The following is a 21,224-nucleotide window of genomic DNA, read 5'->3' as shown; positions in this document are numbered from 1 at the left end:
TCACATGGCAACTGAAGTACGCCACCGAAACGGCACGACCGCCGAACACACCGTATTCGCAGGCGCTGAGGCGGAGATAACTGTTGATACCGACAAAAAGGTCGCGGTCGTTCATGACGGCTCGACCCTTGGCGGCATTCCGATGAAGCGCGAAGACGCCGGCGTTGCGATTGTCCGAATTCAGAAGTTCACGGCGTCTGGAACTTACACACCAGATCCAAAGATGATCTATTGCGAAATCGAGTGCGTCGGCGGCGGCGGCGGCGGCGGCGGCGCTATTGTCACGACGGCAGGCACAGTAAATGGCGCAGGCGGCGGCGGGTCTGGTGCGCGTGCGGTAAAATTGGCGACGAAAGCCGATATCGGATCGTCTAAGGCGGTTACTATCGGCGCTGCCGGTACCGCCGGGGCTGCTGGCAATAATGCAGGAGGCGCCGGTGGCGATACGAGCGTAGGGTCTCTTTGCGTTGCGAAGGGCGGCAGTCCCGGATCTGGTGCCGCTGCCGGCGCTGGTGCCGCTGGTGGTGCAGGTGGTCTTTCCGGATCATCGGTGGGTGATATCATCGTCCTTGGACAAGCCGGGAATGGGGGGCGGAATGCAACAATCTCGACCGTGTTCTTTTACGCTGGCGGCGCTGGTGGAGGCTCACCATACGGCTCCGGAGGTCCGCCAATGGCGCCAGGTAACAGCGGAACTCCTGGTGGTGGGAATGGGGCAGGAGGCGCGGGCGGGACCGATCTGAACGCTGGCGGCAATAGGTCCGGTGGAGCGGGCACGGCAGGCATCGTGATCATTAAGGAATATTGTTGGGGCTAAAACTTGGGCCGAGTGGTCCATCAGTCGGGCGCATATGTGTAAACGACGGGGGAGTCTCCACATCCTCACCCCAGCATGCAGATCGGGGATGATCAGCAGCAGGGCTTGAAGCACGATCTGATCATCGGCTAAACCCGTGGAGAAGTCGGCATCAATGGCCTATGCGGCGACCAAGGGACGCGCTACCAAAGGGTTGAGTGACTTGAGTCCGCGTTGCGGGTTTCCTGGGGTTAATATGCGTGCATTAACTTATCTTTTGACGAGCGTGGCGGTTGCTTTGTCTGTCGCGATTATCCTGTCCACCGCATGGATGACCACTATCGCCTACGGCCCAATGCCGTTCTGGGATGCGTGGGAAGTTGCCAGTCTAAACAGATCTTGGGGCAGGCTTTGGTCATTACACAATGAGCATATGATCACTTTCCCGCGCCTGTTCTACGGGCTGGACACGGTTACAGTGCACGGGACAGGGAAACTGAGCATACTGTTTATATGGGTATTTCAGCTCACTTCGGCGATCCTGATAGCCCGTATGGCCCGCCTTCAAATGTGGGTAGCGATGCCTATTGTAATTTCCCTCATGTTTTGGGGTAGGCATCTGGAAAATCTGAGTTGGTCGTTCCAGGTCGGCTTCATCGGTCTGTGTTTTGTTGCGGTGCTCACCATGTGGCTGTTGCAGCGGACCTCAATGGGTGCTGCCGCTATAGCTTTGGCGGTAGGGGGAACGGCGGCCTTTTGGTCCCTAAACGGCTTCCTTCTTCCCGTTATCGCGGCGGCCCATTGCATACTGAGCAAACGCTACGCGATGGCTGCGGCATTTATCTCGGCACTTGCGGTTTCTCTGCTCATATATGTTGTATCGGGATTTGGTTCGGCGCCTGGCGGTGCGGTCCAATTGCCCAGGTTAACGCATATTGCCGCCGTCGGGTTTGACATCGTGGGCAGGCCGTTCGCAGAGCTGATTGTGCGCCCCACGGCTTTTGAAGGTGCGGCGGAGGGCTTGGGATCGTTGATTGGAGCGCTCATCGTCGGAGCGCTCCTCTTTCCTTTGATCGAATTGTGGAGATTGCCCTCCCCAAGGCGTGCAGCGCTGGTTGGTGTGTCCCTATTTGGCTTCGGTTCTTGTTTCATGGCGGCCATCGGCCGGTCTGAGGACTATACGGCTCCCGCATATCGATACGCCGTATTCGCTGTTCTTGGTGCTCTCCCCGTACTACTCATGTGGCTTGAGAAGGTAGGGCACAGAAGGCTCTTCACCTCATTGGCCGCTGTAGTCGTCTGCGGACTCTTCGCTAGGAATACGGCAGCGTGGTACCCGTTCGCGGTTCAACGTGGCGGGATTGAAAGGGATGCGATTGCGGCAATCAAAGCCTCACCCGACAATCCCGAAAGCTACAGGCTGCTCTACCCATCGCCGGAAGCCATTCGAGAGCAAATAGCCTACATGCGTGAGAACGGTCTGGGGATATTCTGACTGCTGTCGCGCGACCGATGAAGGCGATCTCGGAATTTTCAATTATGTGCGGGGCCGGGATGCTGATCGCTGTTGCGCTGTTCTCGACCACGAGCGACCGCGCGATAGCGGAAATGTCAGATATCCAAACGTCTATCTCTCGGGCATCTGCTATGGCGCTGTCCGGACAATTTGACGCCGACGTTTACAGAAAGATCTATCCGAGTGCGCCTACAGTTCAGAAGATCGTTGAGTTCATGCGCGATCGCGGGATAGGCATATTCAGCGATGGTCGCGGCAATCAATAAGCCGTCGAGTGCGAACAATAGGCATTGATTGAAAGGCTCGCTTCGGCGGGCCTTTTCATTCCTATAAGTAAGATCCCCAAATTGGAGCATACCCAATGAGCAGCATCACAGCTCAGCAAATTCGCGCGGCCGCCAAAGGTCCGGTGAATGAGAGCAATCTGAAATCCGTGCTTATCGCCGTCGATCGCTACGGCGATGATTTCGGGATGAACCGGCTGCATCGCCTGGTGCAGTATCTGGCGCAGCTGATGCACGAAAGCGGCGACTTCCGCTATGACCGGGAGATATGGGGGCCGACGCCGGCGCAGAAGCGGTACGACACGCGCACCGATCTCGGCAACACGCCAGCGATCGATGGCGACGGCAAGAAGAATGCCGGGCGTGGGCCGATCCAGTTGACGGGCGCGGCGAACATCAAGGAATTTTACGACTGGTGTGACGATCGCGGGCTGAACCCGCCGAACTTCGTCGCCAATCCGGATCTGATCAATACCGATCCTTGGGAGGGGCTTTCGGCGCTGTTCTACTGGGACACGCGCAACCTCAACCGCCTGGCCGACCAGGGCGATGCCGAAACGATCACCAAGAAGATCAACGGCGGTATGAATGGCTTTGCCGATCGCGTCGACCACCTGGTGCGGCTCTCCCTCGTCGTGCTCGGCTATGCGCCTCACGCTCTGGAGCAATTTCAGGCGGCGAACGGGTTGACCGTCGACAACGATCCCGGCCCGAAGACGCGCGCAGCGCTGCATAAAGCACTGCTGGCCGCCGATGGCGTGTCGATGGCGGCTGCCGGCATCATGTCTGCTCCCGTCGTCGAGGAAAGGGCCGTGGTGCCGCACTCGGTCGAGGGTGAAGTAAAGCGCAAGTTCAGCCTGCTCGGCTGGGCCGGCAGCGCCTTCGGTGGCGGCGGCGGGCTCGGCCTGGCGGCCTTGACCGGCTTCGACTGGCGGGCGCTGCTGGTGATCATCCTCACGGCGCTGGCGGTGGCGATCGGCGGCCTGGTGCTGCGCCACTACATCATCGCGGCGATCAAGGATATCCGCGCGGCGGTGGAAGGCTGAGATGTTTTCCGGTCTTACACTCAAAATCATCGCCGGTATCGCTGCGCTCGCCGCGATCGGGATCGTCATTCACAAGATCCGGCAAAGCGGCGCCGACAGCGTTCGCTCCACCATCGAAAGGCAGAACAATGAAGCGGGCAATGCTGCTGATGAAGGCGTGCTTGATTATGACGCCTGTCGCGACGCTGGCAGGGTGTGGGACTTCGGGGCCGGCAGATGTGTCGGGCCTGCGCCGGGTCGCCGGAACTGACCTGATCGGCGCCAGGGGCGCGACCGACGCCGACCAACGCAAGATCGACCGGACCGTGGTGCGCTTCTGCGCCGGCGGCGTCTGGACGCGCAAGGAATGCGGCCTGCACGGCGAAAGCATCGCAGCGCCGCGCTGAATTTCAATCAACTCTCATAGTCGCCTGAACGGCGGGAAGGATTCGGACATGGTTTCCGCACGGACGAAGATCAATAAGCGGCGCGTGGCGAGCTATATCGGGGCGGGCGTCATCGGCGGCGGCGGACAGCCCTCGGGGCAGACGAATAACATTCTCGCCGCCAACCGTGGGCAGTTCCCCACCAACGTTGCCTTGATCCCTGATGATACAGTCTCTGTAAGAGACATATGGTTCTCGCCCGAAGGCGACGTGACCAATCCGGTCATTCATCACGTCAACACCTACATCAACGGCTCCTTTGCCCTGGTAACGGGCTCAACAGGAACGTTCTCGGCTTATCTTGAATACCCGCTTGGGACCTTCACTCAGGTGACCTTCAACGGCGGAAACCTGACCTACACGTTGGGTGCTGGCGTGGTCTCATCCGATCCTGTCGTGGGCGTGACCGGATTGAAGGGCACCAAAGGTCGGGTCCATTCGCGCTTGCACTCAGGCGGTGCCTCTATCGCTTGCATTGAGCTTCCGGCAAATGCCGCCGACATTGGCGTGGGAGACGCGAAGTATGCTTGGGCTGGAGCGCCCGCCTACCCCGGCGCAGGCCAGGCCAGCACGCTGTTCTTCGGGGCAAATGCCGTTACGGGCACTGTCGCAAAGAGCGGTGCCCGGGCTTTCGGTATCAATGGCCACAGCATTCCGTTCGCTCAAGGCGATATATCCGGCTCTGGCCCTAAGGGCGGCAGCGGTGGTCACGCTCGGGGCTTGGACAACCGCTACCCCTACGTGAAGATTTGCAAAGGGGGCATGGATACGTCCAACATGGCCGCTTTGCGCACCAGTGGCACACTTGCGACCTTCATCAAGGCTTGCGGCCTTACCGACGTAATCCAGGACTTCACCGGTGGCGACCTTCGCAACGGCACCACCGTAGCCGCGATCAAAGAAGCTATCCAGACCGTCTTCGGTATGTTCGGCGATTGCCGGCGTTTCTATCTCGCCACAGCGACCGATCGGACGGACGGTGACTATTCCACCACGGTGGGACAGACGCCCAAGACGGACGGGAATTGGGCCAGTCAGATAGCTCTCAATACCGATATCAGAGCCGGTCTGCCTCGGGTAACGGCTGTGGTCGATTTTGCGGCCGTTACAAGCTCGTCCTTCAACAGCGGTGTATGGCCGGGATCGCCTGCTCGTACAACGGATGGCGTCCATCCGAACACCTACGAGTGTGTGAATGTAACGGCTCCCTATATTGAGGGCTTCAACTTCACCATCCCCGCACCCTCAGGTTCATGGCTGCCTTCAGATCTTGGAAGCGCGCTTACCGCGGCATACGACACGAATGACGTTAATCAGGTCACGGATGATGGGGCCGGCAATCTGGTCCGGATGCGCGCTTCCTACGGCGGCGGCGATCTCCTGCCCGGTGCATCGCCCGACGTGTCATTGGTCGGCGGCGTTGCGAACAATAAGCGCGTGGTCACCTTCGCGGCCGGCGATTATCTGCAGAGCGTAGATGCCCGTATCCTTCAGGCCGGCAACGGTGCAGTGGCATCTGGCAAGGTGACAGTGATCGAGGCGCTGAAGTTCGTTGCCGGTGCAACAAGCCGGGGCTTCATGTTCGGCACGATCGGCGGAACCTCTGGCGCTCCAAGCATCGGCATTCGCCAAACCACCACAAACCGCGGGCCGAGCGTTACCCCTGTTTCGGGCGGCGCGGCCTACACGGCATTCCAGGCGTCATTCGATGGCAATTGGCATGTCCACACTGTCACGGTTGACGGGGTGAACATCGTCTATCGTGTCGACGGCGTGCAGGTCGCGACGGGAACGATCGTGGGTGGCACAAGCTATAGTTTCTCGCAATTCCTGATCGGCGCCATTGTGGGGGCAGTCGCTGGCACGCCCGGCGGTATAAACCCACTATCAGCGCACGCCGGAATGCTGATCGCCGATGATGCACTCTCCGGGGCTGCGTTGACGAGTGCTGAAGCCTGGGTGGGAGCCACGGCGGGGCTTTGATGTGAAAGGCGACAGCGCGTGGAAGAAGTCGGCATCATAAAACTCTTTACCGAGTACGCCTTCACCCAAGGCGTACTCGGCTTCACCACTCTGCTTTTCCTTTGCCTGTTCCTGCTCTCGCAGCATGGGCGGGGCAAGGACCGAAAGCGATATGACAGCGACATCGCGCATATGCGGAAGGAATTCGAGGCGCTGACCGAAAAGCGCCTGGCCGAATACCAGAAGGTGATCGACGCGATCACCGATCTCACGGCAACGCAGAAGCTGCAATTCGCCGTGCAGGCAAAAAAGGAGATGGCATGAGGCTGCTCCCGTTTTTGAGACCCCGCCGAGAGCAGAGGGCGCGCCCCCTGCTCTCTGAAGACAAGCGGCAGCAGCTGATAGAGGCCGAGGGAAAATTTACCGAAGCCTTGGCAGATCATGCCGTGAAAATGGACTGGGCGCGGCGCATCGCCCTGGACACCTTGGAAAAGCTCGATGAAAGGCATGCCAAATGAAACGACTGCGCCGGAGCCTGATCGCCTATCTCTTCGTGATCGTCAGTCTGCTTACCTGGCTGTCCGCTTCCTTCTTCTCCTGGTACGAATTTCAAGAAATCGCCTCGGCGCTGGTCATGGGTTCCTGCCTCGTCGGCATGGTGCAATGGTTCAGGCCGGCGGCGAGATCAATGCGCGACGGCCAGGATTACGCCGACTTCTTCGCCTTCAGCATCTTTCAGATCCTCTTCTTCATGTCGGTGCAGCGGCTGTGGGGTAACATCCTTCGGTGGACTGACAGGCCGGACTATCTGGTCTATTCGCCGGTCACCGGCATCATTATGATCATGGGGGCATTCTCCGTCTTCCTGATGATCCTGGCACGCGACACTGAAGGCGGCCGAGTTCCGCGAGCAAACATCACCCGGGCGATCGTCGCCCTGATCCTCTCCGGCATCATCGCCGCGACGACGCTCATTCTGTTCTCAGAGCGTCTCGACGAGCTCGGCCGCATCGATGTTTCTCCCTGGGGAGCGCCACAGGTCGAGACTGTCGTGTCGCGTCGTCCTATCGTGGATTGACGGCCCACCCGCCTTTGAAGTGAGCGGGAAAGTGTTCCCAGCACCACCAGCGAGGCGGTTCGTCCTTTGTGGCGCTGCGGCCGAGGCCTCCCCACTCCCTGCAGTCCTCCTCCTCACAATAATGGACATACATTTGCGGCGCTTTCGTCAGCGGCGGCTTATCGGTGTCGCTCATTCTTGTTCTCCGGCGAGACTATGCCCAAACCTCAATTTTGCGGTTTTAGCACCGCATGCGCATTTCAGGCGTTGCTCGATCGTCTCGACGAGCGCATGGCGCAAGCCGTTGGGCAACGCAGTGCGGTCAAATGGCCGCATCACACCGCATGCGGTGCATTCCACCATTATCTCGATGTGCTGCGGGCAGACATTGATGTAGCCCGGCGACCAGTCTCGTATCTGTTGAAATCGGCGCATAGTTCGTCCTCGCAAAGGATCGACCGCCGCATGTCGATGGATGGTTTCTCTGCCCGCCCGATGATGTTCCTAATATGTTCTCGACGTCCCGCGAGTCAATAACTCATATTGGGCAATTGCTTTTTAAGTCATTGCTGATGGGATGGTGGCATGACAAAGCCGCCGAAACCAAAGCCGCTCCTGCAGGATGCTGATAAGCCGGTTCAATCCCGGCCGCGCAAGCCGCGAAATCCCGCGCAGCCTAATCTCCCCCTCGACCCTATGCCGGATCGCATCGATCCCTGCCTCGCTCTCCTCAAGCCTAAGCCGCCCAAAGGGCCGCAATGGGCTTTCGAGGTGAAGTGGGACGGCTATCGCCTGGCGGTTCACATCGAGCCTACGGGCGTCCGGATCTTGACGCGCGGCGGGCACGACTGGACGGATCGTTTTCCCGCGATCGCCGCTGCGGCAAAGCGGCTTCCTGTAGCCACGGCCATTCTGGATGGCGAAGCCATTGTGTTCGACGAGCGTGGACGGTCGGACTTTGGCAGGCTTCAGCAATCGCTCGGCGGTCGAGGCGGCAAGAGAATGTCGCGCGAGGCGGTCCTGATGGCATTCGATCTGCTGTACTTTGACGGCCGAGACATCAGGCAGACAGAACTCACCGCGCGGCGCCACCTCCTTGAGGGATTGGTGCCGGCCGGCGGCGAGGAAGCTATTCGCTTATCGGAGGAGATCGAGGCGGATGGAGACACACTCTTCCGTATCGCCTGCGAGCACGGCCTTGAAGGGATCATCGCAAAAGATCGCAACAGCGCCTACCGAAGCGGCCGCCTGGGCGAGTGGCTGAAGATAAAATGCATACAGAGCGACGGTTTTCTGATCGTTGGATATGAGAAGTCGACAGCATCCTTCGGAGGCATCGGTCGGCTGCTGCTCGCCGCGCGCAAGGGAAGCGATCTGGTCTATGTCGGGGGAGTGGGAACGGGCTTCAACGAGCGCTCCGCAAGCGAGCTGCGGGAGCAGATGGTAAAACTGACCATTGGCAAGCCAGCCGTCGATACGGGACGGAAGCGAAACGCCGTCTTCGTCGATCCGAAGCTTGTTGCCGAGATTGCGTACCGGGCGTGGACGCATGACGGGAAGCTGCGGCATGCGTCTTACAAGGGGCTGCGGGAGGAGCAGGATCAGGCAGCGGTTTATGAGATCGAATAGGCGTTCCATGCAAGAGCCGCCCTCCACGTCTGGTGCTCAAGCTGCCTCGCCATGTCTCGGAAAAAGGGGGCTGTCTCGACGACAATTTCTTCATGGCAGTTCGCGCAAGATATCGTCGACGTGGGGCCGTATTTCCCCGCCGGCTCGTGACCGCAGCGGCATTTATTTATGCGAGGTATCCTGTCGTCAGTCATGCTCTTCAAGTATCACACCGAAGACATCGCCCTCCAGTCAATACGGCAATCTGCGGGACAGGAGAATGGCTAACCGCCTTCTTAGCCCTCTGTTTTTGCCGGATTTTATGACGCCCTCCGGGACCACCAAAGATGGCAGGCGTCCTGACCAGCCCCAAGAACTATCGACGTATCGGTATGGTTGAGTGATGCGTTGACACGTCGTAACCGTTGTCCGCCAAAAACTGCTGAAGGGCGAGGTCCGAAACCGGGGCATATGGCGAAGGTCCAACCGTAACACTTTTGACAGGCAGTTGTTTAGGTGCTTCCTTGGCGTACCACTCGTAGTAAGGAACGACCCCTAAAGAGCTGCTCCGGTACTTCCTGGGAACGCTCGCGACTTGGGGCCGATAGCAAATCGCCCGCCATTCTTCCTCGGCATCAAAAGCAGTATTTTTGAATCTTGTGATTAGCGAGACGATTTCAACAGCCGCTCCACGGAGGAGCCGCTGCCCTTCGTCCTCATCGAAATACTGCCGCGATCCACGCAATTCGATCGTCTTTGCGTAGATGCGAGACAAAAGCTCACGAATCAATCTGCGCTGAAGCGAGACGTCGTAAACAATTTTTGTAATGAAGATTGGGAAGGTCTTTCCGTCCCATTTTTCGAGCGCCTGCACGTCAAATTCGATGCTGTATGGCACTGCGTCTTTTCCATAGTCTCGCCACTGGTTAAGCAAATTGTTCCGAGCACTCATGCAGAAGATGACGGGCTGGAACGCCTGCATAGCCTGCACGACTTCAGCCTTGAGCGACTCTCCCGCCTCTATCTCTTCAAGGGGTTTGCCGGATAGCAATTCGTCAATTGCCATGGCGACCAAGTTTATGCCCCACGTAGTCTCTGAGCCATCATTCATAAAGGTGGCATCGGAAAACCAAATTTTATGTTCTCCCAGGATGCCGATGAGCCCTTGCGAACTCGTATAGTGAAAAAGGCTTTTTGGAATTTCGACGCCGATATAGATGTCGGCAATGGACTTCTCCGAAAGGCCCCTGAATGCGTCGCTGATGGCTGATGGCGGCGCCGCCTGCTCCTCAAGTCCGTCGTTCGGATCTGGCTTGGACGTCAAGGTAACCTCCGGGGTCTAGAACCTTCGGGCAAACCCTCTTCAACCGCCGTGTCACCACTCATCGCATTCCCTCTCGGCGATTTCTTCGGCCAAGTCCGCTGCGCGCTCTTTCAGGACTTCAGCAACATTATCGAGAAGCATGGCGAGTTCAGGGTCGCTGTCGAAGAGCTGCTCCTGCTTCGCTCTCAACTTACCGATATAAAACTGATGAATATGCAATGAGCCATTCAATTGCGCGACCGTTGGCATGCTGATGCTCCGTTACTGCGTGGGGAGACCCGACAAACATACCGAGCTTAGGCAATCCAGTCGACCGTAGGGACGGATTATGTGGGACAAGCAGCGCAAAAAGCATAACAATTTGGCGACTGTCTGGAATGTCTCACAAACTCGCAAGGGCTTGAGATGATTATCTTGTGGCACATCGGCATGGGGCACCACCTACGCTCTGCGAACTTCGGCTCGGCAGGCCGAAGAGCAGCTAAGCGAAGGGTTGTCGCGCCGTAGTTCCGTCAGGAACGAAGGCGGACTGGTTCGACAATGCTCCGGCTAGCTGCACCATCATCTCAAATCGCTTCGCGTAGCCCTGCCTCAGGAGACCTGATACGGGACTACGGAGCAAAATTCGCCTGCGGGTGAAGCCTACTTGTTCTTCAACAGCCACATTTTGCCGGCCATGGTGATGCCGTAGACGTCTTTTGAGACGTCGTCGTCCAGATGCCGCCGCTCGAGGAAACCCGGCTCCTTCAATTCACCCAGCGTCTTGGCAGTGACTGATTTGATTTTCTGCGGCCGCTCTTTCCAGCGGTCGGTTTTTGCGTAAGTCACCTGCGCGTTCTGGTGCGTCCATTTGTTGGCTGGCTGAGGATAGAGATCTCCATCCCTGGCGAGTTTGAGTGCGGCGATCTGGGACGGGGTAAGCTCAATCATAGTAAAAATCCTGTGCGGGAGGTATTTGCGCTGGGAACGCGCTTTTACCAAAGGCGTGCTCATAACACCGACGGACCACTTCCACCACCCATTCAGACAGTCGCGCCACAAAAGGCGAAAACCCGGCTCGTGGGAACCGGGCTTCGCCCTTGTAGCGTATGTCTCGTTAATTGCAGCGTCGGACCGTCTTGGTGACCTCGCCTTCATCGGCCTGGCGCGTGACGCTCCTGGTTTCGCAGCCACTATCGCGGTAGCGGCGGTGCTCACGTTCGCGCACGGCACCAAAAGTGACGCCTCGCTCGCTGATGGTAATTCCAGGTCGTACCCGCTCGTGACGATAGCCGTCATCATAGGAACGCTCCCTGACATAGACGCTATCGGCAAGAACAGGCGCTGCAAACGAGCAGGCGGCAAGGGCCGCCACAGTACAGTTCAGGATAATCTTCCGCATGTCGTTTTCCTTTCTTGATGAAAGGGCAACGAGGCAAGCCGCAAGTGGTTCCAACATTGTGACGGCCCGGCCGTGCCGCAGACAACGTCTGCATCTGGCGGGCCAGAACTATGAGTGAGGGGGCCTCACCGCTCAAATCACTTGTTTAATTTTGCTTGCGCTTCGTCCAAAGTGGCCGCCGCTACAAATAGAGAGGGCGGACGTGCATCAGGAAGTAGGACTCATCGCGACGGTTGCCGTCAGTTTTGTTTTCGCCGCGATCCTGGGCTACGGCGCCGATCGGCTCCGGCTGCCGCCGCTCGTCGGCTACCTGATGGCCGGCATCCTGATGGGGCCGTTCACCCCGGGCTTCGTCGCCGACACCGCCCTTGCCGGTCAGCTCGCCGAAATGGGCGTCATCCTTTTGATGTTCGGCGTCGGCCTGCATTTTTCCGCCTCCGACTTGCTCGCCGTGCGCGGCATCGCCGTGCCGGGGGCGATCGGACGGATCATTCTCGCCACCCTGCTCGGCGTCGGCCTTTGCCAACTCTGGGGCTGGAGCCTCGGCGCCGGCATCGTCCTCGGCCTCAGCCTGTCGGTGGCGAGCACCGTCGTTCTCTTGAAGGCGTTGGAGGAGCGCAATCTCGTCAACGCGCCAAGCGGACGCGTCGCCGTCGGCTGGCTGATCGTCGAGGATCTGGTGATGGTGCTGGCGCTGGTGCTGCTGCCGGCGCTCGCAGAGCTTCTGGGTGGCAACGCCGCCGATACGACCAACCACGGCCTCGGCGACCTGCCGCTGGTGCTGACGATCGGCCTGACGCTGTTGAAGGTGGCGGCCTTCGCCGCCATGGCGATCTTCCTCGGCCCTCGCATCGTGCCCTGGCTGCTGACGATGATCGCCCGCACCGGCTCGCGTGAGCTGTTCACGCTGACAGTCCTGGCGATCGCGCTCGGCATCGCCTTCGGCTCGGCGGCGATCTTCGGCGTCTCATTTGCGCTCGGCGCATTTTTTGCCGGTGTCGTCATGAGCGAATCCCAGCTCAGCCACAGGGCGGCCGCCGATTCGCTGCCGCTGCAGAATGCCTTCTCCGTGCTGTTTTTCGTCTCGGTCGGCATGCTCTTCGACCCCTCGATCCTGGTGCGCCAGCCGCTGGCCGTGATCGGCGCGCTCGCGCTGGTCATCCTCGGCAAGGGCATCATCACCTTCTTCATCGTCATCCTGCTCAGATATCCAATCGGCCTGGGGCTGACATTGGCCGGCGGCCTCGCCCAGATCGGCGAATTCTCCTTCATCCTCGCCGGTCTCGGCGTGTCGCTCGGGCTTCTGCCGCATGAGGGCCAGGATCTGATCCTTGCCGCCGCAATCCTGTCGATCACGCTGAACCCGATCGTGATCCTGGCGACCGACGGACTGAAGAAATATATCCATTCGACATGGCCCTCCCTTTGGGAAAATTACGGCAGAAAGAGGCAGAAAGCGCTCGGCAAGGAACTGGAAAAGATCAGGGCGCTCAGCGAGGAGCGCGAGCGTCAGCATCAGTTGAAGATGCAGCAGCTGATCGAAACTTTCCCGTTATTCTCCGAGGTCAGCGAGGACGCGCAAGAGGAGCTGCTGCTGCTCTTCAAGGCAAAGTCCGCCCCTCCCGGCGAACGCGTCATTCGCCGCGGCGACCGCGGCGACAGCATGTATTTCATCTCTTCGGGAGCGGTGGAGGTGCGGCTCGCCAGCGGTGCGATCCGCCTGGAACCGGGCGCCTTTTTTGGCGAAATGGCGCTTCTCACCGGCGGACGACGCACCGCCGACGTCATTGCCGTCGATTTCTGCCAGTTCGAGGTGCTCGAGCGGCGCGACTTTAACATGTTCATGTCACACCATCCCAACCTGCGCGCCGCCGTCAGCGAAATGGCCCAGAAGCGCACGGAGATGAACGTACTGCGCCAGCAATGGGAAAAGTCGATGGACCTGTCCTGAGCAAACACCGCCGCATTTCTCGCGGGAGCGCGATAGCGTGATTGCCTAGAGTAGGTCGCGCAAAACTGAGCAGCGGTTTTGCAATTCCGACATGCGTAAAAGCAAAGATCTAAATCGCAAGCGAATCTGAGGATTGCGACGCGCTTTAGACCGCCGGCCAATAGCCATCAGCACGGAAATCCTCCGGGATCGGATCGAGGCTCGACAATGTCTCGGCCGCGAAATCGATCTGTAGCGACAGGTATTTGAGAGACGCCAGCATCGGCGCGCCGGTCGCAAACTCCCGGATGCGGGACAGATGATAGCCGCTGGCGCTCAGCCGCCGCGCAGCCTCCTGGCGTACATCGTCTCTGCTCGGTCCGCGCCCCTTTTCGGACCGGTCATCCATTTGCACGGCCTGCCCACGGCCGCCTTCGATCACTTTGAACATTCTCATGCCACCCTGCACGTCGACCCTATGCTCTGATACAGCTTGCCGCAGAATGGCCGATTCGCAATCCCATGAAATCTCGAGAGAGGCGCCGATGCGCCGCATCACGAAAATTTTTGGACGGCGGTGGCAGGAAGGACACGGGCGAGCATTTACAGCACCGCGCACGGCCCCTAAAGCTTTTGCACCGCAACAGGAAGGAAACGGAATGCTCCGCAGACTTTACGACTGGACCATGTCTTTGGCCTCGCGCAAATCGGCCGAAGTCTGGCTCGCCGTCATCGCCTTCGTCGAAAGCTCCGTCTTTCTCGTGCCCGCCGATGTGCTCTTCCTGCCAATGGCGCTTTCGAGGCCGGAACGCTCCTACCGCTATGCGCTGATTGCAACCGTCGCCTCCGTGCTCGGCGGCATCGCCGGCTGGGCGCTCGGCTTTTACGCCTACGAGACGGTTGCGCGGCCGATTCTCGAATTCTACGGCAAACTCGACGCCTTCGAGCAGATGAAGGCCTATGTCACCTACGAGTGGATCCTGCTGCTGCTCGTCACTTCGGGTCTCGCGCATCTGCCGCCGATCAAGATTGTCACGATTTTGTCCGGCGTCATCCACGTCAATCTGGGGCTTTTCGTCGTCTCGGCGATCGTCGCGCGCGGCGCGCGTTTCCTCTTCCTCGCCTGGCTGCTGCGCCGTTACGGCGAGCCGATCCGCCATTTCATCGAGAAGCGCCTCGGCCAGATCGTCAGCGTCGGTGCCGCCGCCGTGATCGTGTTATATCCCGCCTACCGCTATCTCGCTCACTAGAACAGGATGATTTTCGGCCGAACAGGCCTAAAATCTGAATCCGCATCTCAGGCTTTACCAACTTTGCGGAGTTCCGCCATGACTGCCACTTGCTCGCCGCTCACCCGCCCCGGCTTTACCTATTCCCTGCTGCTCGCGATCGGCATGGCGGTCGTCGTCGGCACGGCGCTGGGCTTCCAATATATCGGCGGCTATATTCCCTGCGCGCTCTGCCTGCTGCAGCGCCAGCCTTATTATTACGCCATCCCGATCGCGATTCTCGCCGCAATCTCCGAACTCGTCGGCCTGCCGAACTGGATCACCCGCGCGCTCATCCTGGCGGCCGGCATCCTGATGCTGGTCACGGCAGGCATGGGTGTCTATCACGCTGGCGTCGAATGGCATTTCTGGCCGGGGCCGGCCACCTGCTCGACCACGGCAAGCAGCATGACGACCAATGCCGGCGATCTGCTCGGCGAACTCAACACCATCAAAGGCCCGTCCTGCACCGATGCGGCGCTGCGGGTGCTCGGCCTGTCTTTTGCAGGCTGGAACGTGATTGCCGGAATCCTGCTCGCAGCCTTCGCCTTTGCAGGCGTTCGCAGGGCTGCCTCTGCATAATCCCTTAAGTCGGCCGTTCTCTGTGCCTCCGAAGGACGCCGTGCTGTAAGCAACGCGATCACGGCTGCAGTTCGGTATCCCAGTAGAGATAATCGAGCCAGCTGTCATGCAGATAGTTCGGCGGGAACAGCCGGCCGTTATTGTGCAGATCCTGCACCGTCGGCTGGTAGGGCTTCTGCGCCGGGAACATGCCTGCCTGCTTGGGAAGCTTGCTGCCCTTGCGCAGATTGCACGGCGAACAGGCAGCCACGACATTCTCCCAGGTCGTCTCGCCGCCATGGGCGCGCGGGATGACGTGATCGAAGGTCAGGTCGTCATGGGCGCCGCAATACTGGCATTCGAACCGGTCACGCAAGAAGACGTTGAACCGGGTGAAAGCGGGATTGCGGGACGGCTGAACGTAAGTCTTGAGGCACACGACACTCGGAAGCCGCATCGAGAAGCTCGGTGAGGAAACCGAATGTTCATACTCTGCGATGATATTCACACGGTCGAGAAATACCGCCTTGATCGCGTCCTGCCAGGACCATAGCGACAAGGGATAATAACTCAGCGGCCGGTAGTCAGCGTTCAGGACGAGCGCCGGCAGGGCCTGCGGGGAGACTGCAATCGTCAAGGGACTCTCCTGATCGATTCGGCATCTGCACCTGTATATTAGGCCGGTTGTTACAGGATTGTGAAGTCCAATAAATTCAGAGGATAAAGGCAAAATGAAGAGTGTTGCCGATCAGCCGATCGGCACCATGTCGCGGCGCATTTTCGTGGCGTAATAGGCCCAGAAAAGCCGTGCCGCCACCGAGCGCCACGGCGACCAGACTTCCGAAAGCTCGGCAAGCGCCTTCGCCTGCGGCCGTGCCGCAAGGCCGAATGCCGTCCCGACCGCATTCTGCAGTGCGACATCGCCGGCCGGGAAAACATCGGCATGGCCGCCGCAAAACATCAGATAGACCTCCGCCGTCCAAGGGCCGATACCCTTCAGCGCGGTGAGTTCGCCAAGCGCCTCGCCCGGCGGCTTCAGGCAGAGGCCGGAGAGATCGAGGCGGCCGGAGGCAACCGCTTCGGCAATCCGCGACAGAGTGTCGGCCTTGGCGCGCGACAGGCCGAATTCGCGCCATGCCTCTGCGTGAAGCAGCATGTAGCCTTCGGCAGTCAAAAGACCATCCGCTGGCAGCATGCGCCGCCAGATCGCGTCGGCGCTGGCGCGCGACACCATCTGCGAGACGATGATATGGGCAAGCCCGGCAAAGCCGGGTTCGCGCAATCGCAGCGGAACGGGTCCGGCGTCCGCTGCGATCGGCGCAAGGCGCGGATCGAGGCGAAGCAATGCTTCGAGCCCCTGCCTGACGTCGTCTTCGTTGCGGATGATCTGCACATTGCCTCGCAGTGGTTCAAAAGCCGAATCCATGGCAGAAGAAAGCATGACCACGAGTGAGCGTCAAAAACCCGTCTTTCGCTTTGCGCCGAGTCCCAACGGGGCGTTGCATCTCGGCCATGCCCTCTCGGCGCTTCTGAACCACGACATGGCGCGGGCTGAACAAGGCCGCCTGCTGCTCCGCATCGAGGATATCGACCAGACACGCTGTACGCCCGAGTTCGAGGCCGGCATCCACAGAGATCTCGACTGGCTTGATATCCGCTGGGAAAGCCCGGTGCGGCGCCAGTCGGAACATTTGCCCGAATATCAGGCAGCATTGCATGCGCTGATCGAGCGCGGTCTGGTCTACCCGGCCTTCCTGACGCGCAGCGAGGTGAAGGCGCGCGTCGCGGCCTACGAGGCGGCGGGAGAATCCTGGCCACGCGATCCAGACGGTACTCCGCATTATCCGGCAGGTGATCGCGACCGGCCGAAAGACGAATGGCAGGAGATGCTGACCGCGGGGAGGAAACATGCCTGGCGGCTCGATATGCGCAAGGCGCTCGACCTGATCGGTCAGCTGCTGTTCTGGACTGAAACCGGCGACGGTAGGACTGGCGAAATCGCCGCCGAGCCCGGCGTCTGGGGCGACGTCATCCTGTCGCGCTCGGATGCGCCATCGAGCTATCATCTTTCCGTGGTCGTTGACGATGCGCTGCAGGGCGTCACCCATGTCGTGCGGGGGCTCGACCTCTTCCATGCGACATCGGTGCACAGGCTGCTGCAGGTGCTGCTCGGGCTACCGCAGCCGGTCTATCACCATCATCGCCTCATTCTCGGCGCCGACGGCCGCAAACTTTCGAAAAGCGAAGGCGATACCGGGCTTGGCGAATTGCGCGCCCAAGGCATGTCAGGAGCGGATATTCGCCGTCTTGTCGGGCTCTGATGGCCTTTCGACACGCTCTCTGCCGACGATCGAAAGCGTATGGGAAAACATCCGGAAGACGCGGAACTTGATCAGCGCCGCATTGATCTCCGCCCCGATGATGAAGATGACGCCGACCATGTAGAGGAAGATCAACACGATCATGACGGAGGCCAGACCGGCATAAGTTGCCGTATAATTGGCGAAGGTCGCCAGGTAGTAGGCAAAGATCAGTGCGCCGGCGAGCCAGAGAAGCAGTGTCAGCAAAACGCCCGGAATAACGTCGAAGACCCGTCGTTTGCCGGCCGGCAGCCAGAGATGCATGACCAGCAGTCCAACCGTCAGAACCACCAGCGTGCCGTAGATGCGCCAGCTGAAGACGATGTCGAGCGTATCGGCAAACAGAGGGAACCATTTCCTGGAATAGTCGAGCGCCAGCGGCAGGGCGACGAGCAGAATGCTGATCGCCGCAAAGATGATGACCGCGATCAACACGTAGCCGAGGCTGAAGAGACGGGTGAAATACCAGGGCCGCGTCTCCTGCACCCGGTAGGCGCGGTTGAGCGAGATGCGCAACGCCTCGACGCCGTTCGAAGCGAAATAGGCGGCCGCCAGCACGGAGATCGTCAGCAGCCCGCCGCGCGGAATGGTCAGCACCTGCAGCACCTGGTCGGCCAGCGGCTTGGCGATCGCCTCGGGCCAGGTGTCGAAGATCAGGTGGATGGCGGTCGAGGAGAACTGATCGGCGCCGAGGAAGCTTGCAAGCGCGGTGCCGAAGATCAGGAACGGGAAAACCGCAAGCAGGCTCGACAGTGCCACGTGACTTGCCATGGCGAAGCCGTCATCCTCGATCATGTGACAGATCGCGTCATAGACCACGTCGTAGATCGTGCGCAGCACCTTCGGCATTCCGTCTCCGGCTTTCCAGATTGTATCCTCTGGCCGAATATGGGAAACGAGTCCCATTTTGTACAGGAATCATTCCATGGCGGGAGAGCGCATCATCGTCGTCACCGGATGTTCGTCCGGGATCGGCGCTCATTGCGCGCGGGCGCTGAAAGCCGATGGCTGGCGTGTCTTCGCGACGGTGCGCAAGCCGGACGACCTCAAGGGGTTGGAAGCAGACGGCATAGAGACCTTCCTGATGGACTATACCAGGCCCGAGACGATTTCCGACCTGGTCGGCGCGGTTCTCGAACGCAGCGGCGGCCGCATCGACGCGCTCTTCAACAACGGCGCCTACGGCCAGCCGGGCGCCGTCGAGGATCTTTCGACGGCAGTGCTGCGCGCCCAGTTCGAGGCGAACTTCTTCGGCTGGCACGAACTGACGCGGCAGGTCATTCCGCCGATGCGCAAACGCGGAGAGGGGCGGATCGTCCAATGCTCGTCGATCCTCGGCGTCGTGCCCTATCGCTATCGCGGCGCCTACACCGCGTCCAAATTCGCGCTCGAAGGCCTCAGCATCACACTGCGCATGGAGTTGCAGGGCAGCGGAATCCATGTGAGCCTGATCGAGCCGGGACCGATCGCCACCCGTTTCACCGCCAACGCGCTTGCAAAGATCAAGGAGAATATCGACCTCGACAATTCGCCGCACGCGGTCGATTACAGCAGACAACTGGCAAGGCTCGACGGATCGGGGCCGGTCAACCGCCATAAACTCGGCCCGGAGGCGGTCTATTCCGTATTGAAACACGCATTGAACTCGAAAAATCCAAGACCACATTATCCCGTAACGACTCCGGCTAAGCAGGGCATGTTCCTGAAGCGGCTGCTTCCGGCAGACCTCTTCTACCGCCTGATGCGCTGGACGGACTGACTGAGAAAGCTGAGTGCCATGTCCACGTTCACCTATGTCCTCGCGATCATCGTTATGGGCGCCGTCGCCCTGGTGCTGATTCGCGGTCTCTTCAACATGATGAAGGGCGGCGATGCCAACCGCTCCAACAAGCTGATGCAGCTTCGCGTCCTGTTGCAGGCGATCGCCGTCGTCCTGATCATGATAACGCTCTGGCTGACCGGCGGCGGCCGCCCGACCTGACGGCGCTTTGAGGGGGAACCGTGGTCAAACTCAACAAGATCTACACCAAGACAGGTGACGACGGCACGACCGGGCTGGTTTCCGGCCCGCGCCGGACAAAGGACGATCTGCGCGTCGAGGCCTATGGCACGATCGACGAGGCCAATTCCGCGATCGGCCTGGCGCGGCTGCACACTTCAGGCCTGCCCGAACTCGACGCCATGCTGATGTCGATCCAGAATGATCTCTTCGATCTCGGCGCCGATCTCGCCACCCCTGACACCGGTGAGCCGCCGGCCTATGAGCCGCTGCGGATCGTCGAGACGCAGGTCGACCGCGTCGAGCGCGATATCGACCAGCTGAATGCCGCTCTCGAGCCGCTGAAATCCTTCATCCTGCCGGGCGGCAGCCCGGCCGCCGCACATCTGCATCTTGCCCGGACGATTGCACGGCGCGCGGAACGTCTGATGGTGGCGCTTGCCCGCACCGATGGCGAAATCGTCAGCGAGGCGGCGATGAAATATGTCAACCGGCTCTCCGATTTTCTCTTCGTCGCCGCACGCCATGCCAATGCCCGCGGCCATGCGGATGTGCTTTGGGTTCCGGGAAAAAACAGATAGGCTTGCCGCACGATCGCCGGGGGGCCTTATGTTCATACCACTTCACGACGCCAATACGCTGAAACATATCAAGGTCCAGTGGGTGACACTCTCACTGATCGCACTGAATATCGCGGTCTGGCTTTTGACCAGCCTAGAGAGCGAACAGGCAGCCCAGGCGACAACTGTCGGGCTCGGCTATATCCCGGCGATCGCCTTCGGCGACGCTGTGCTGGCGCCGGGCTTGGAAATCGTGCCGGAACCGCTGACCTATCTCACCTATGCCTTCGTCCATGCCGGCTTCTGGCATCTGGCCTCCAACATGATCTTCCTCTGGGTCTTCGGCGACAATGTCGAGGATGCCATGGGGCATCTGCGTTTCCTGATTTTCTACCTCCTCTGCGCGGCCGCCGGCGCGCTCTGCCACGGCCTGCTGACCATGACCTCGCAAGCGCCGCTGGTCGGCGCCTCGGGGGCGATCTCCGGCGTCGTTGCCGCCTATGTCATGCTGCATCCGCGCGTCAGGGTCTGGGTGCTGGTGTTCTTCCGTGTGCCATTGCCCCTGCCGGCCTTCATTCCGCTGCTTTTGTGGATCGGGCAGCAGTTCTTCATGCTGGCGATCGCCCCTGACGGCGACGTGTCCTGGGGAGCGCATGTCGGCGGCATCCTTGCCGGCGCTCTTCTGATCCTGGTGTTGCGCCGGCCGGGTGTACCGCTCTTCGACCGGCAGATCGTCACGCCCCTCGCCGTGAGAAACGACCGCAGTGCCGGTCCGGCCATCACGGCCGGTACGGACGGGCAAACGGCGCAGCGCTTTCCCTGGGGCCGACGCTGATAGCTATATTGACGTGAACGTAAACGTCCATATATTGCCAAGGCAAATTGCCTGCCGGCGTCATGGAAGCGTTGAATTTGGAGGAAAAACGCGTATCCATGTCGCCATTCGACAATCGGAGCGGCGCCCAAGCGCGCATTTTCTAAAAAAGCCTCTGAAGCCAGTTTCTCCTGAAGGAAGGACCCCATGAAGATACTCGTGCCAGTCAAACGGGTTGTCGACTACAACGTGAAGATCCGGGTTCGTCCGGATGGCACGGGTGTCGAGCTTGCCAATGTGAAGATGTCGATGAACCCGTTCGACGAGATCTCG

At 59.9% G+C, this 21,224-nt stretch carries 27 protein-coding genes and 1 pseudogene; 19 read left to right on the top strand and 9 right to left on the bottom strand.

Going from position 1 to position 21,224, the window contains the following annotated elements; all coding sequences use genetic code 11:
- Window positions 1-4: 4 nt before the first annotated feature.
- The 9 genes from ACMUVN_RS30915 to ACMUVN_RS30875 all read left to right on the top strand — a co-directional run bounded on the left by ACMUVN_RS30915 (window position 5) and on the right by ACMUVN_RS30875 (window position 7,107).
- Window positions 5-817: a hypothetical protein gene (locus ACMUVN_RS30915; protein WP_414815941.1), complete on the top strand. Its 813-nt coding sequence runs from the start codon at window positions 5-7 to the stop codon at window positions 815-817.
- Window positions 818-971: 154 nt separating this feature from the next.
- Window positions 972-2,291, top strand: coding sequence for a hypothetical protein (locus tag ACMUVN_RS30910; protein ID WP_414815940.1), 1,320 nt, complete (start codon window positions 972-974; stop codon window positions 2,289-2,291).
- 17 nt (window positions 2,292-2,308) lie between these two features.
- Window positions 2,309-2,578 (top strand): hypothetical protein, encoded by a 270-nt coding sequence (locus ACMUVN_RS30905; RefSeq protein WP_414815939.1) that lies wholly within the window; start codon window positions 2,309-2,311, stop codon window positions 2,576-2,578.
- Between the two features lie 95 nt (window positions 2,579-2,673).
- Window positions 2,674-3,642 carry a glycoside hydrolase family 19 protein gene (locus ACMUVN_RS30900; protein ID WP_414815938.1) on the top strand — a complete coding sequence of 323 codons (969 nt, stop codon included), beginning with the start codon at window positions 2,674-2,676 and terminating at the stop codon, window positions 3,640-3,642.
- A 128-nt stretch (window positions 3,643-3,770) separates the two neighbouring features.
- Window positions 3,771-4,028 (top strand): hypothetical protein, encoded by a 258-nt coding sequence (locus ACMUVN_RS30895; protein ID WP_222276360.1) that lies wholly within the window; start codon window positions 3,771-3,773, stop codon window positions 4,026-4,028.
- Window positions 4,029-4,076: 48 nt separating this feature from the next.
- Window positions 4,077-6,050, top strand: coding sequence for a hypothetical protein (locus tag ACMUVN_RS30890; RefSeq protein WP_414815937.1), 1,974 nt, complete (start codon window positions 4,077-4,079; stop codon window positions 6,048-6,050).
- 18 nt (window positions 6,051-6,068) lie between these two features.
- Window positions 6,069-6,353, top strand: coding sequence for a hypothetical protein (locus tag ACMUVN_RS30885; protein ID WP_414815936.1), 285 nt, complete (start codon window positions 6,069-6,071; stop codon window positions 6,351-6,353).
- Window positions 6,350-6,547: a hypothetical protein gene (locus tag ACMUVN_RS30880; protein WP_414815935.1), complete on the top strand. Its 198-nt coding sequence runs from the start codon at window positions 6,350-6,352 to the stop codon at window positions 6,545-6,547. The genes ACMUVN_RS30885 and ACMUVN_RS30880 overlap by 4 nt, the downstream gene beginning before the upstream one ends.
- Window positions 6,544-7,107, top strand: a complete 564-nt coding sequence (locus ACMUVN_RS30875) for a hypothetical protein (RefSeq protein ID WP_414815934.1) — start codon at window positions 6,544-6,546, stop codon at window positions 7,105-7,107. Before ACMUVN_RS30880 ends, ACMUVN_RS30875 begins: the two co-directional genes overlap by 4 nt.
- A gap of 171 nt (window positions 7,108-7,278) precedes the next feature.
- Here the strand turns inward: ACMUVN_RS30875 and ACMUVN_RS30870 are convergent, their stop codons facing one another.
- Entirely contained in the window at window positions 7,279-7,521 is a 243-nt protein-coding gene (locus ACMUVN_RS30870; RefSeq protein WP_414815933.1) for a hypothetical protein, read from the bottom strand.
- Between the two features lie 150 nt (window positions 7,522-7,671).
- Here ACMUVN_RS30870 and ligD point away from each other — a divergent pair, with 150 nt between their 5' ends.
- Window positions 7,672-8,715: a non-homologous end-joining DNA ligase gene (gene ligD / locus ACMUVN_RS30865; protein WP_414815932.1), complete on the top strand. Its 1,044-nt coding sequence runs from the start codon at window positions 7,672-7,674 to the stop codon at window positions 8,713-8,715.
- Window positions 8,716-9,070: 355 nt separating this feature from the next.
- Here ligD and ACMUVN_RS30860 read toward each other — a convergent pair whose 3' ends face one another.
- From ACMUVN_RS30860 to ACMUVN_RS30845, 4 genes are all read right to left on the bottom strand, one after another.
- The gene (locus ACMUVN_RS30860; protein ID WP_130754537.1) at window positions 9,071-10,018 is read right to left on the bottom strand and encodes a DUF2971 domain-containing protein; all 948 of its coding nucleotides are present in this window, start codon (window positions 10,016-10,018) and stop codon (window positions 9,071-9,073) included.
- Window positions 10,019-10,069: 51 nt separating this feature from the next.
- Complete coding sequence (locus ACMUVN_RS30855; protein ID WP_130754539.1) at window positions 10,070-10,267, bottom strand: hypothetical protein; 198 nt, start codon at window positions 10,265-10,267, stop codon at window positions 10,070-10,072.
- A 393-nt stretch (window positions 10,268-10,660) separates the two neighbouring features.
- Complete coding sequence (locus ACMUVN_RS30850; RefSeq protein WP_028757264.1) at window positions 10,661-10,948, bottom strand: hypothetical protein; 288 nt, start codon at window positions 10,946-10,948, stop codon at window positions 10,661-10,663.
- Between the two features lie 166 nt (window positions 10,949-11,114).
- The gene (locus ACMUVN_RS30845) at window positions 11,115-11,399 is read right to left on the bottom strand and encodes a hypothetical protein (RefSeq protein ID WP_132576106.1); all 285 of its coding nucleotides are present in this window, start codon (window positions 11,397-11,399) and stop codon (window positions 11,115-11,117) included.
- A gap of 202 nt (window positions 11,400-11,601) precedes the next feature.
- Between ACMUVN_RS30845 and ACMUVN_RS30840 the strand changes: the two genes are divergently transcribed.
- Complete coding sequence (locus ACMUVN_RS30840; RefSeq protein ID WP_047619925.1) at window positions 11,602-13,350, top strand: cation:proton antiporter; 1,749 nt, start codon at window positions 11,602-11,604, stop codon at window positions 13,348-13,350.
- 145 nt (window positions 13,351-13,495) lie between these two features.
- On the opposite strand, the gene ACMUVN_RS30835 is transcribed toward ACMUVN_RS30840, so the two are convergent.
- Window positions 13,496-13,786 (bottom strand): hypothetical protein, encoded by a 291-nt coding sequence (locus ACMUVN_RS30835; protein ID WP_132576104.1) that lies wholly within the window; start codon window positions 13,784-13,786, stop codon window positions 13,496-13,498.
- Window positions 13,787-13,988: 202 nt separating this feature from the next.
- Here ACMUVN_RS30835 and ACMUVN_RS30830 point away from each other — a divergent pair, with 202 nt between their 5' ends.
- Complete coding sequence (locus ACMUVN_RS30830) at window positions 13,989-14,579, top strand: YqaA family protein (protein WP_132576102.1); 591 nt, start codon at window positions 13,989-13,991, stop codon at window positions 14,577-14,579.
- Window positions 14,580-14,657: 78 nt separating this feature from the next.
- Entirely contained in the window at window positions 14,658-15,179 is a 522-nt protein-coding gene (locus tag ACMUVN_RS30825) for a disulfide bond formation protein B (RefSeq protein ID WP_132576100.1), read from the top strand.
- A 58-nt stretch (window positions 15,180-15,237) separates the two neighbouring features.
- Here the strand turns inward: ACMUVN_RS30825 and ACMUVN_RS30820 are convergent, their stop codons facing one another.
- Window positions 15,238-15,795: an HNH endonuclease gene (locus ACMUVN_RS30820; RefSeq protein WP_004671754.1), complete on the bottom strand. Its 558-nt coding sequence runs from the start codon at window positions 15,793-15,795 to the stop codon at window positions 15,238-15,240.
- A gap of 111 nt (window positions 15,796-15,906) precedes the next feature.
- A complete protein-coding gene (locus ACMUVN_RS30815; protein WP_028757259.1) occupies window positions 15,907-16,599 on the bottom strand; it encodes a DNA-3-methyladenine glycosylase family protein in 693 nt (230 codons plus the stop codon).
- Here ACMUVN_RS30815 and gluQRS point away from each other — a divergent pair.
- Entirely contained in the window at window positions 16,598-17,479 is an 882-nt protein-coding gene (gluQRS, locus tag ACMUVN_RS30810) for a tRNA glutamyl-Q(34) synthetase GluQRS (RefSeq protein ID WP_028757258.1), read from the top strand. The genes ACMUVN_RS30815 and gluQRS overlap by 2 nt on opposite strands.
- Here the strand turns inward: gluQRS and ACMUVN_RS30805 are convergent.
- Window positions 17,444-18,367 (bottom strand): YihY/virulence factor BrkB family protein, encoded by a 924-nt coding sequence (locus tag ACMUVN_RS30805; RefSeq protein ID WP_028757257.1) that lies wholly within the window; start codon window positions 18,365-18,367, stop codon window positions 17,444-17,446. The genes gluQRS and ACMUVN_RS30805 overlap by 36 nt on opposite strands.
- A 76-nt stretch (window positions 18,368-18,443) precedes the next feature.
- Between ACMUVN_RS30805 and ACMUVN_RS30800 the strand changes: the two genes are divergently transcribed.
- The 5 genes and pseudogenes from ACMUVN_RS30800 to ACMUVN_RS30780 form a co-directional block, all read left to right on the top strand.
- On the top strand, window positions 18,444-19,277 hold the full coding sequence (locus ACMUVN_RS30800) for an SDR family oxidoreductase (RefSeq protein WP_097545254.1): 834 nt from the start codon (window positions 18,444-18,446) through the stop codon (window positions 19,275-19,277).
- Window positions 19,278-19,295: 18 nt separating this feature from the next.
- Window positions 19,296-19,499 (top strand): twin transmembrane helix small protein, encoded by a 204-nt coding sequence (locus ACMUVN_RS30795; RefSeq protein ID WP_028757255.1) that lies wholly within the window; start codon window positions 19,296-19,298, stop codon window positions 19,497-19,499.
- Window positions 19,500-19,519: 20 nt separating this feature from the next.
- Window positions 19,520-20,098 (top strand): cob(I)yrinic acid a,c-diamide adenosyltransferase, encoded by a 579-nt coding sequence (locus ACMUVN_RS30790; protein WP_028757254.1) that lies wholly within the window; start codon window positions 19,520-19,522, stop codon window positions 20,096-20,098.
- Between the two features lie 28 nt (window positions 20,099-20,126).
- A complete protein-coding gene (locus ACMUVN_RS30785; RefSeq protein ID WP_097596412.1) occupies window positions 20,127-20,912 on the top strand; it encodes a rhomboid family intramembrane serine protease in 786 nt (261 codons plus the stop codon).
- Window positions 20,913-21,098: 186 nt separating this feature from the next.
- Window positions 21,099-21,224, top strand: a pseudogene (locus tag ACMUVN_RS30780) (electron transfer flavoprotein subunit beta/FixA family protein); the annotation flags it as partial.

The organism is Rhizobium sp. IY2, assembly GCF_047532935.1.
GTDB classification, from domain to species: domain Bacteria; phylum Pseudomonadota; class Alphaproteobacteria; order Rhizobiales; family Rhizobiaceae; genus Rhizobium; species Rhizobium anhuiense.
This window is presented reverse-complemented; position numbering and strand designations above follow the sequence as displayed.

Coding starts and splice junctions, on each gene's coding strand:
- ACMUVN_RS30915 (WP_414815941.1), top strand. CDS start 5: ATGGCAACTGAAGTACGCCACCGAAACGGCACGACCGCCGAACACACC.
- ACMUVN_RS30910 (WP_414815940.1), top strand. CDS start 972: ATGGCCTATGCGGCGACCAAGGGACGCGCTACCAAAGGGTTGAGTGAC.
- ACMUVN_RS30905 (WP_414815939.1), top strand. CDS start 2,309: ATGAAGGCGATCTCGGAATTTTCAATTATGTGCGGGGCCGGGATGCTG.
- ACMUVN_RS30900 (WP_414815938.1), top strand. CDS start 2,674: ATGAGCAGCATCACAGCTCAGCAAATTCGCGCGGCCGCCAAAGGTCCG.
- ACMUVN_RS30895 (WP_222276360.1), top strand. CDS start 3,771: ATGAAGCGGGCAATGCTGCTGATGAAGGCGTGCTTGATTATGACGCCT.
- ACMUVN_RS30890 (WP_414815937.1), top strand. CDS start 4,077: ATGGTTTCCGCACGGACGAAGATCAATAAGCGGCGCGTGGCGAGCTAT.
- ACMUVN_RS30880 (WP_414815935.1), top strand. CDS start 6,350: ATGAGGCTGCTCCCGTTTTTGAGACCCCGCCGAGAGCAGAGGGCGCGC.
- ACMUVN_RS30875 (WP_414815934.1), top strand. CDS start 6,544: ATGAAACGACTGCGCCGGAGCCTGATCGCCTATCTCTTCGTGATCGTC.
- ACMUVN_RS30870 (WP_414815933.1), bottom strand. CDS start 7,521: ATGCGCCGATTTCAACAGATACGAGACTGGTCGCCGGGCTACATCAAT.
- ligD (WP_414815932.1), top strand. CDS start 7,672: ATGACAAAGCCGCCGAAACCAAAGCCGCTCCTGCAGGATGCTGATAAG.
- ACMUVN_RS30855 (WP_130754539.1), bottom strand. CDS start 10,267: ATGCCAACGGTCGCGCAATTGAATGGCTCATTGCATATTCATCAGTTT.
- ACMUVN_RS30850 (WP_028757264.1), bottom strand. CDS start 10,948: ATGATTGAGCTTACCCCGTCCCAGATCGCCGCACTCAAACTCGCCAGG.
- ACMUVN_RS30845 (WP_132576106.1), bottom strand. CDS start 11,399: ATGCGGAAGATTATCCTGAACTGTACTGTGGCGGCCCTTGCCGCCTGC.
- ACMUVN_RS30835 (WP_132576104.1), bottom strand. CDS start 13,786: ATGAGAATGTTCAAAGTGATCGAAGGCGGCCGTGGGCAGGCCGTGCAA.
- ACMUVN_RS30830 (WP_132576102.1), top strand. CDS start 13,989: ATGCTCCGCAGACTTTACGACTGGACCATGTCTTTGGCCTCGCGCAAA.
- ACMUVN_RS30825 (WP_132576100.1), top strand. CDS start 14,658: ATGACTGCCACTTGCTCGCCGCTCACCCGCCCCGGCTTTACCTATTCC.
- gluQRS (WP_028757258.1), top strand. CDS start 16,598: ATGACCACGAGTGAGCGTCAAAAACCCGTCTTTCGCTTTGCGCCGAGT.
- ACMUVN_RS30815 (WP_028757259.1), bottom strand. CDS start 16,599: ATGCTTTCTTCTGCCATGGATTCGGCTTTTGAACCACTGCGAGGCAAT.
- ACMUVN_RS30805 (WP_028757257.1), bottom strand. CDS start 18,367: ATGCCGAAGGTGCTGCGCACGATCTACGACGTGGTCTATGACGCGATC.
- ACMUVN_RS30800 (WP_097545254.1), top strand. CDS start 18,444: ATGGCGGGAGAGCGCATCATCGTCGTCACCGGATGTTCGTCCGGGATC.
- ACMUVN_RS30795 (WP_028757255.1), top strand. CDS start 19,296: ATGTCCACGTTCACCTATGTCCTCGCGATCATCGTTATGGGCGCCGTC.
- ACMUVN_RS30785 (WP_097596412.1), top strand. CDS start 20,127: ATGTTCATACCACTTCACGACGCCAATACGCTGAAACATATCAAGGTC.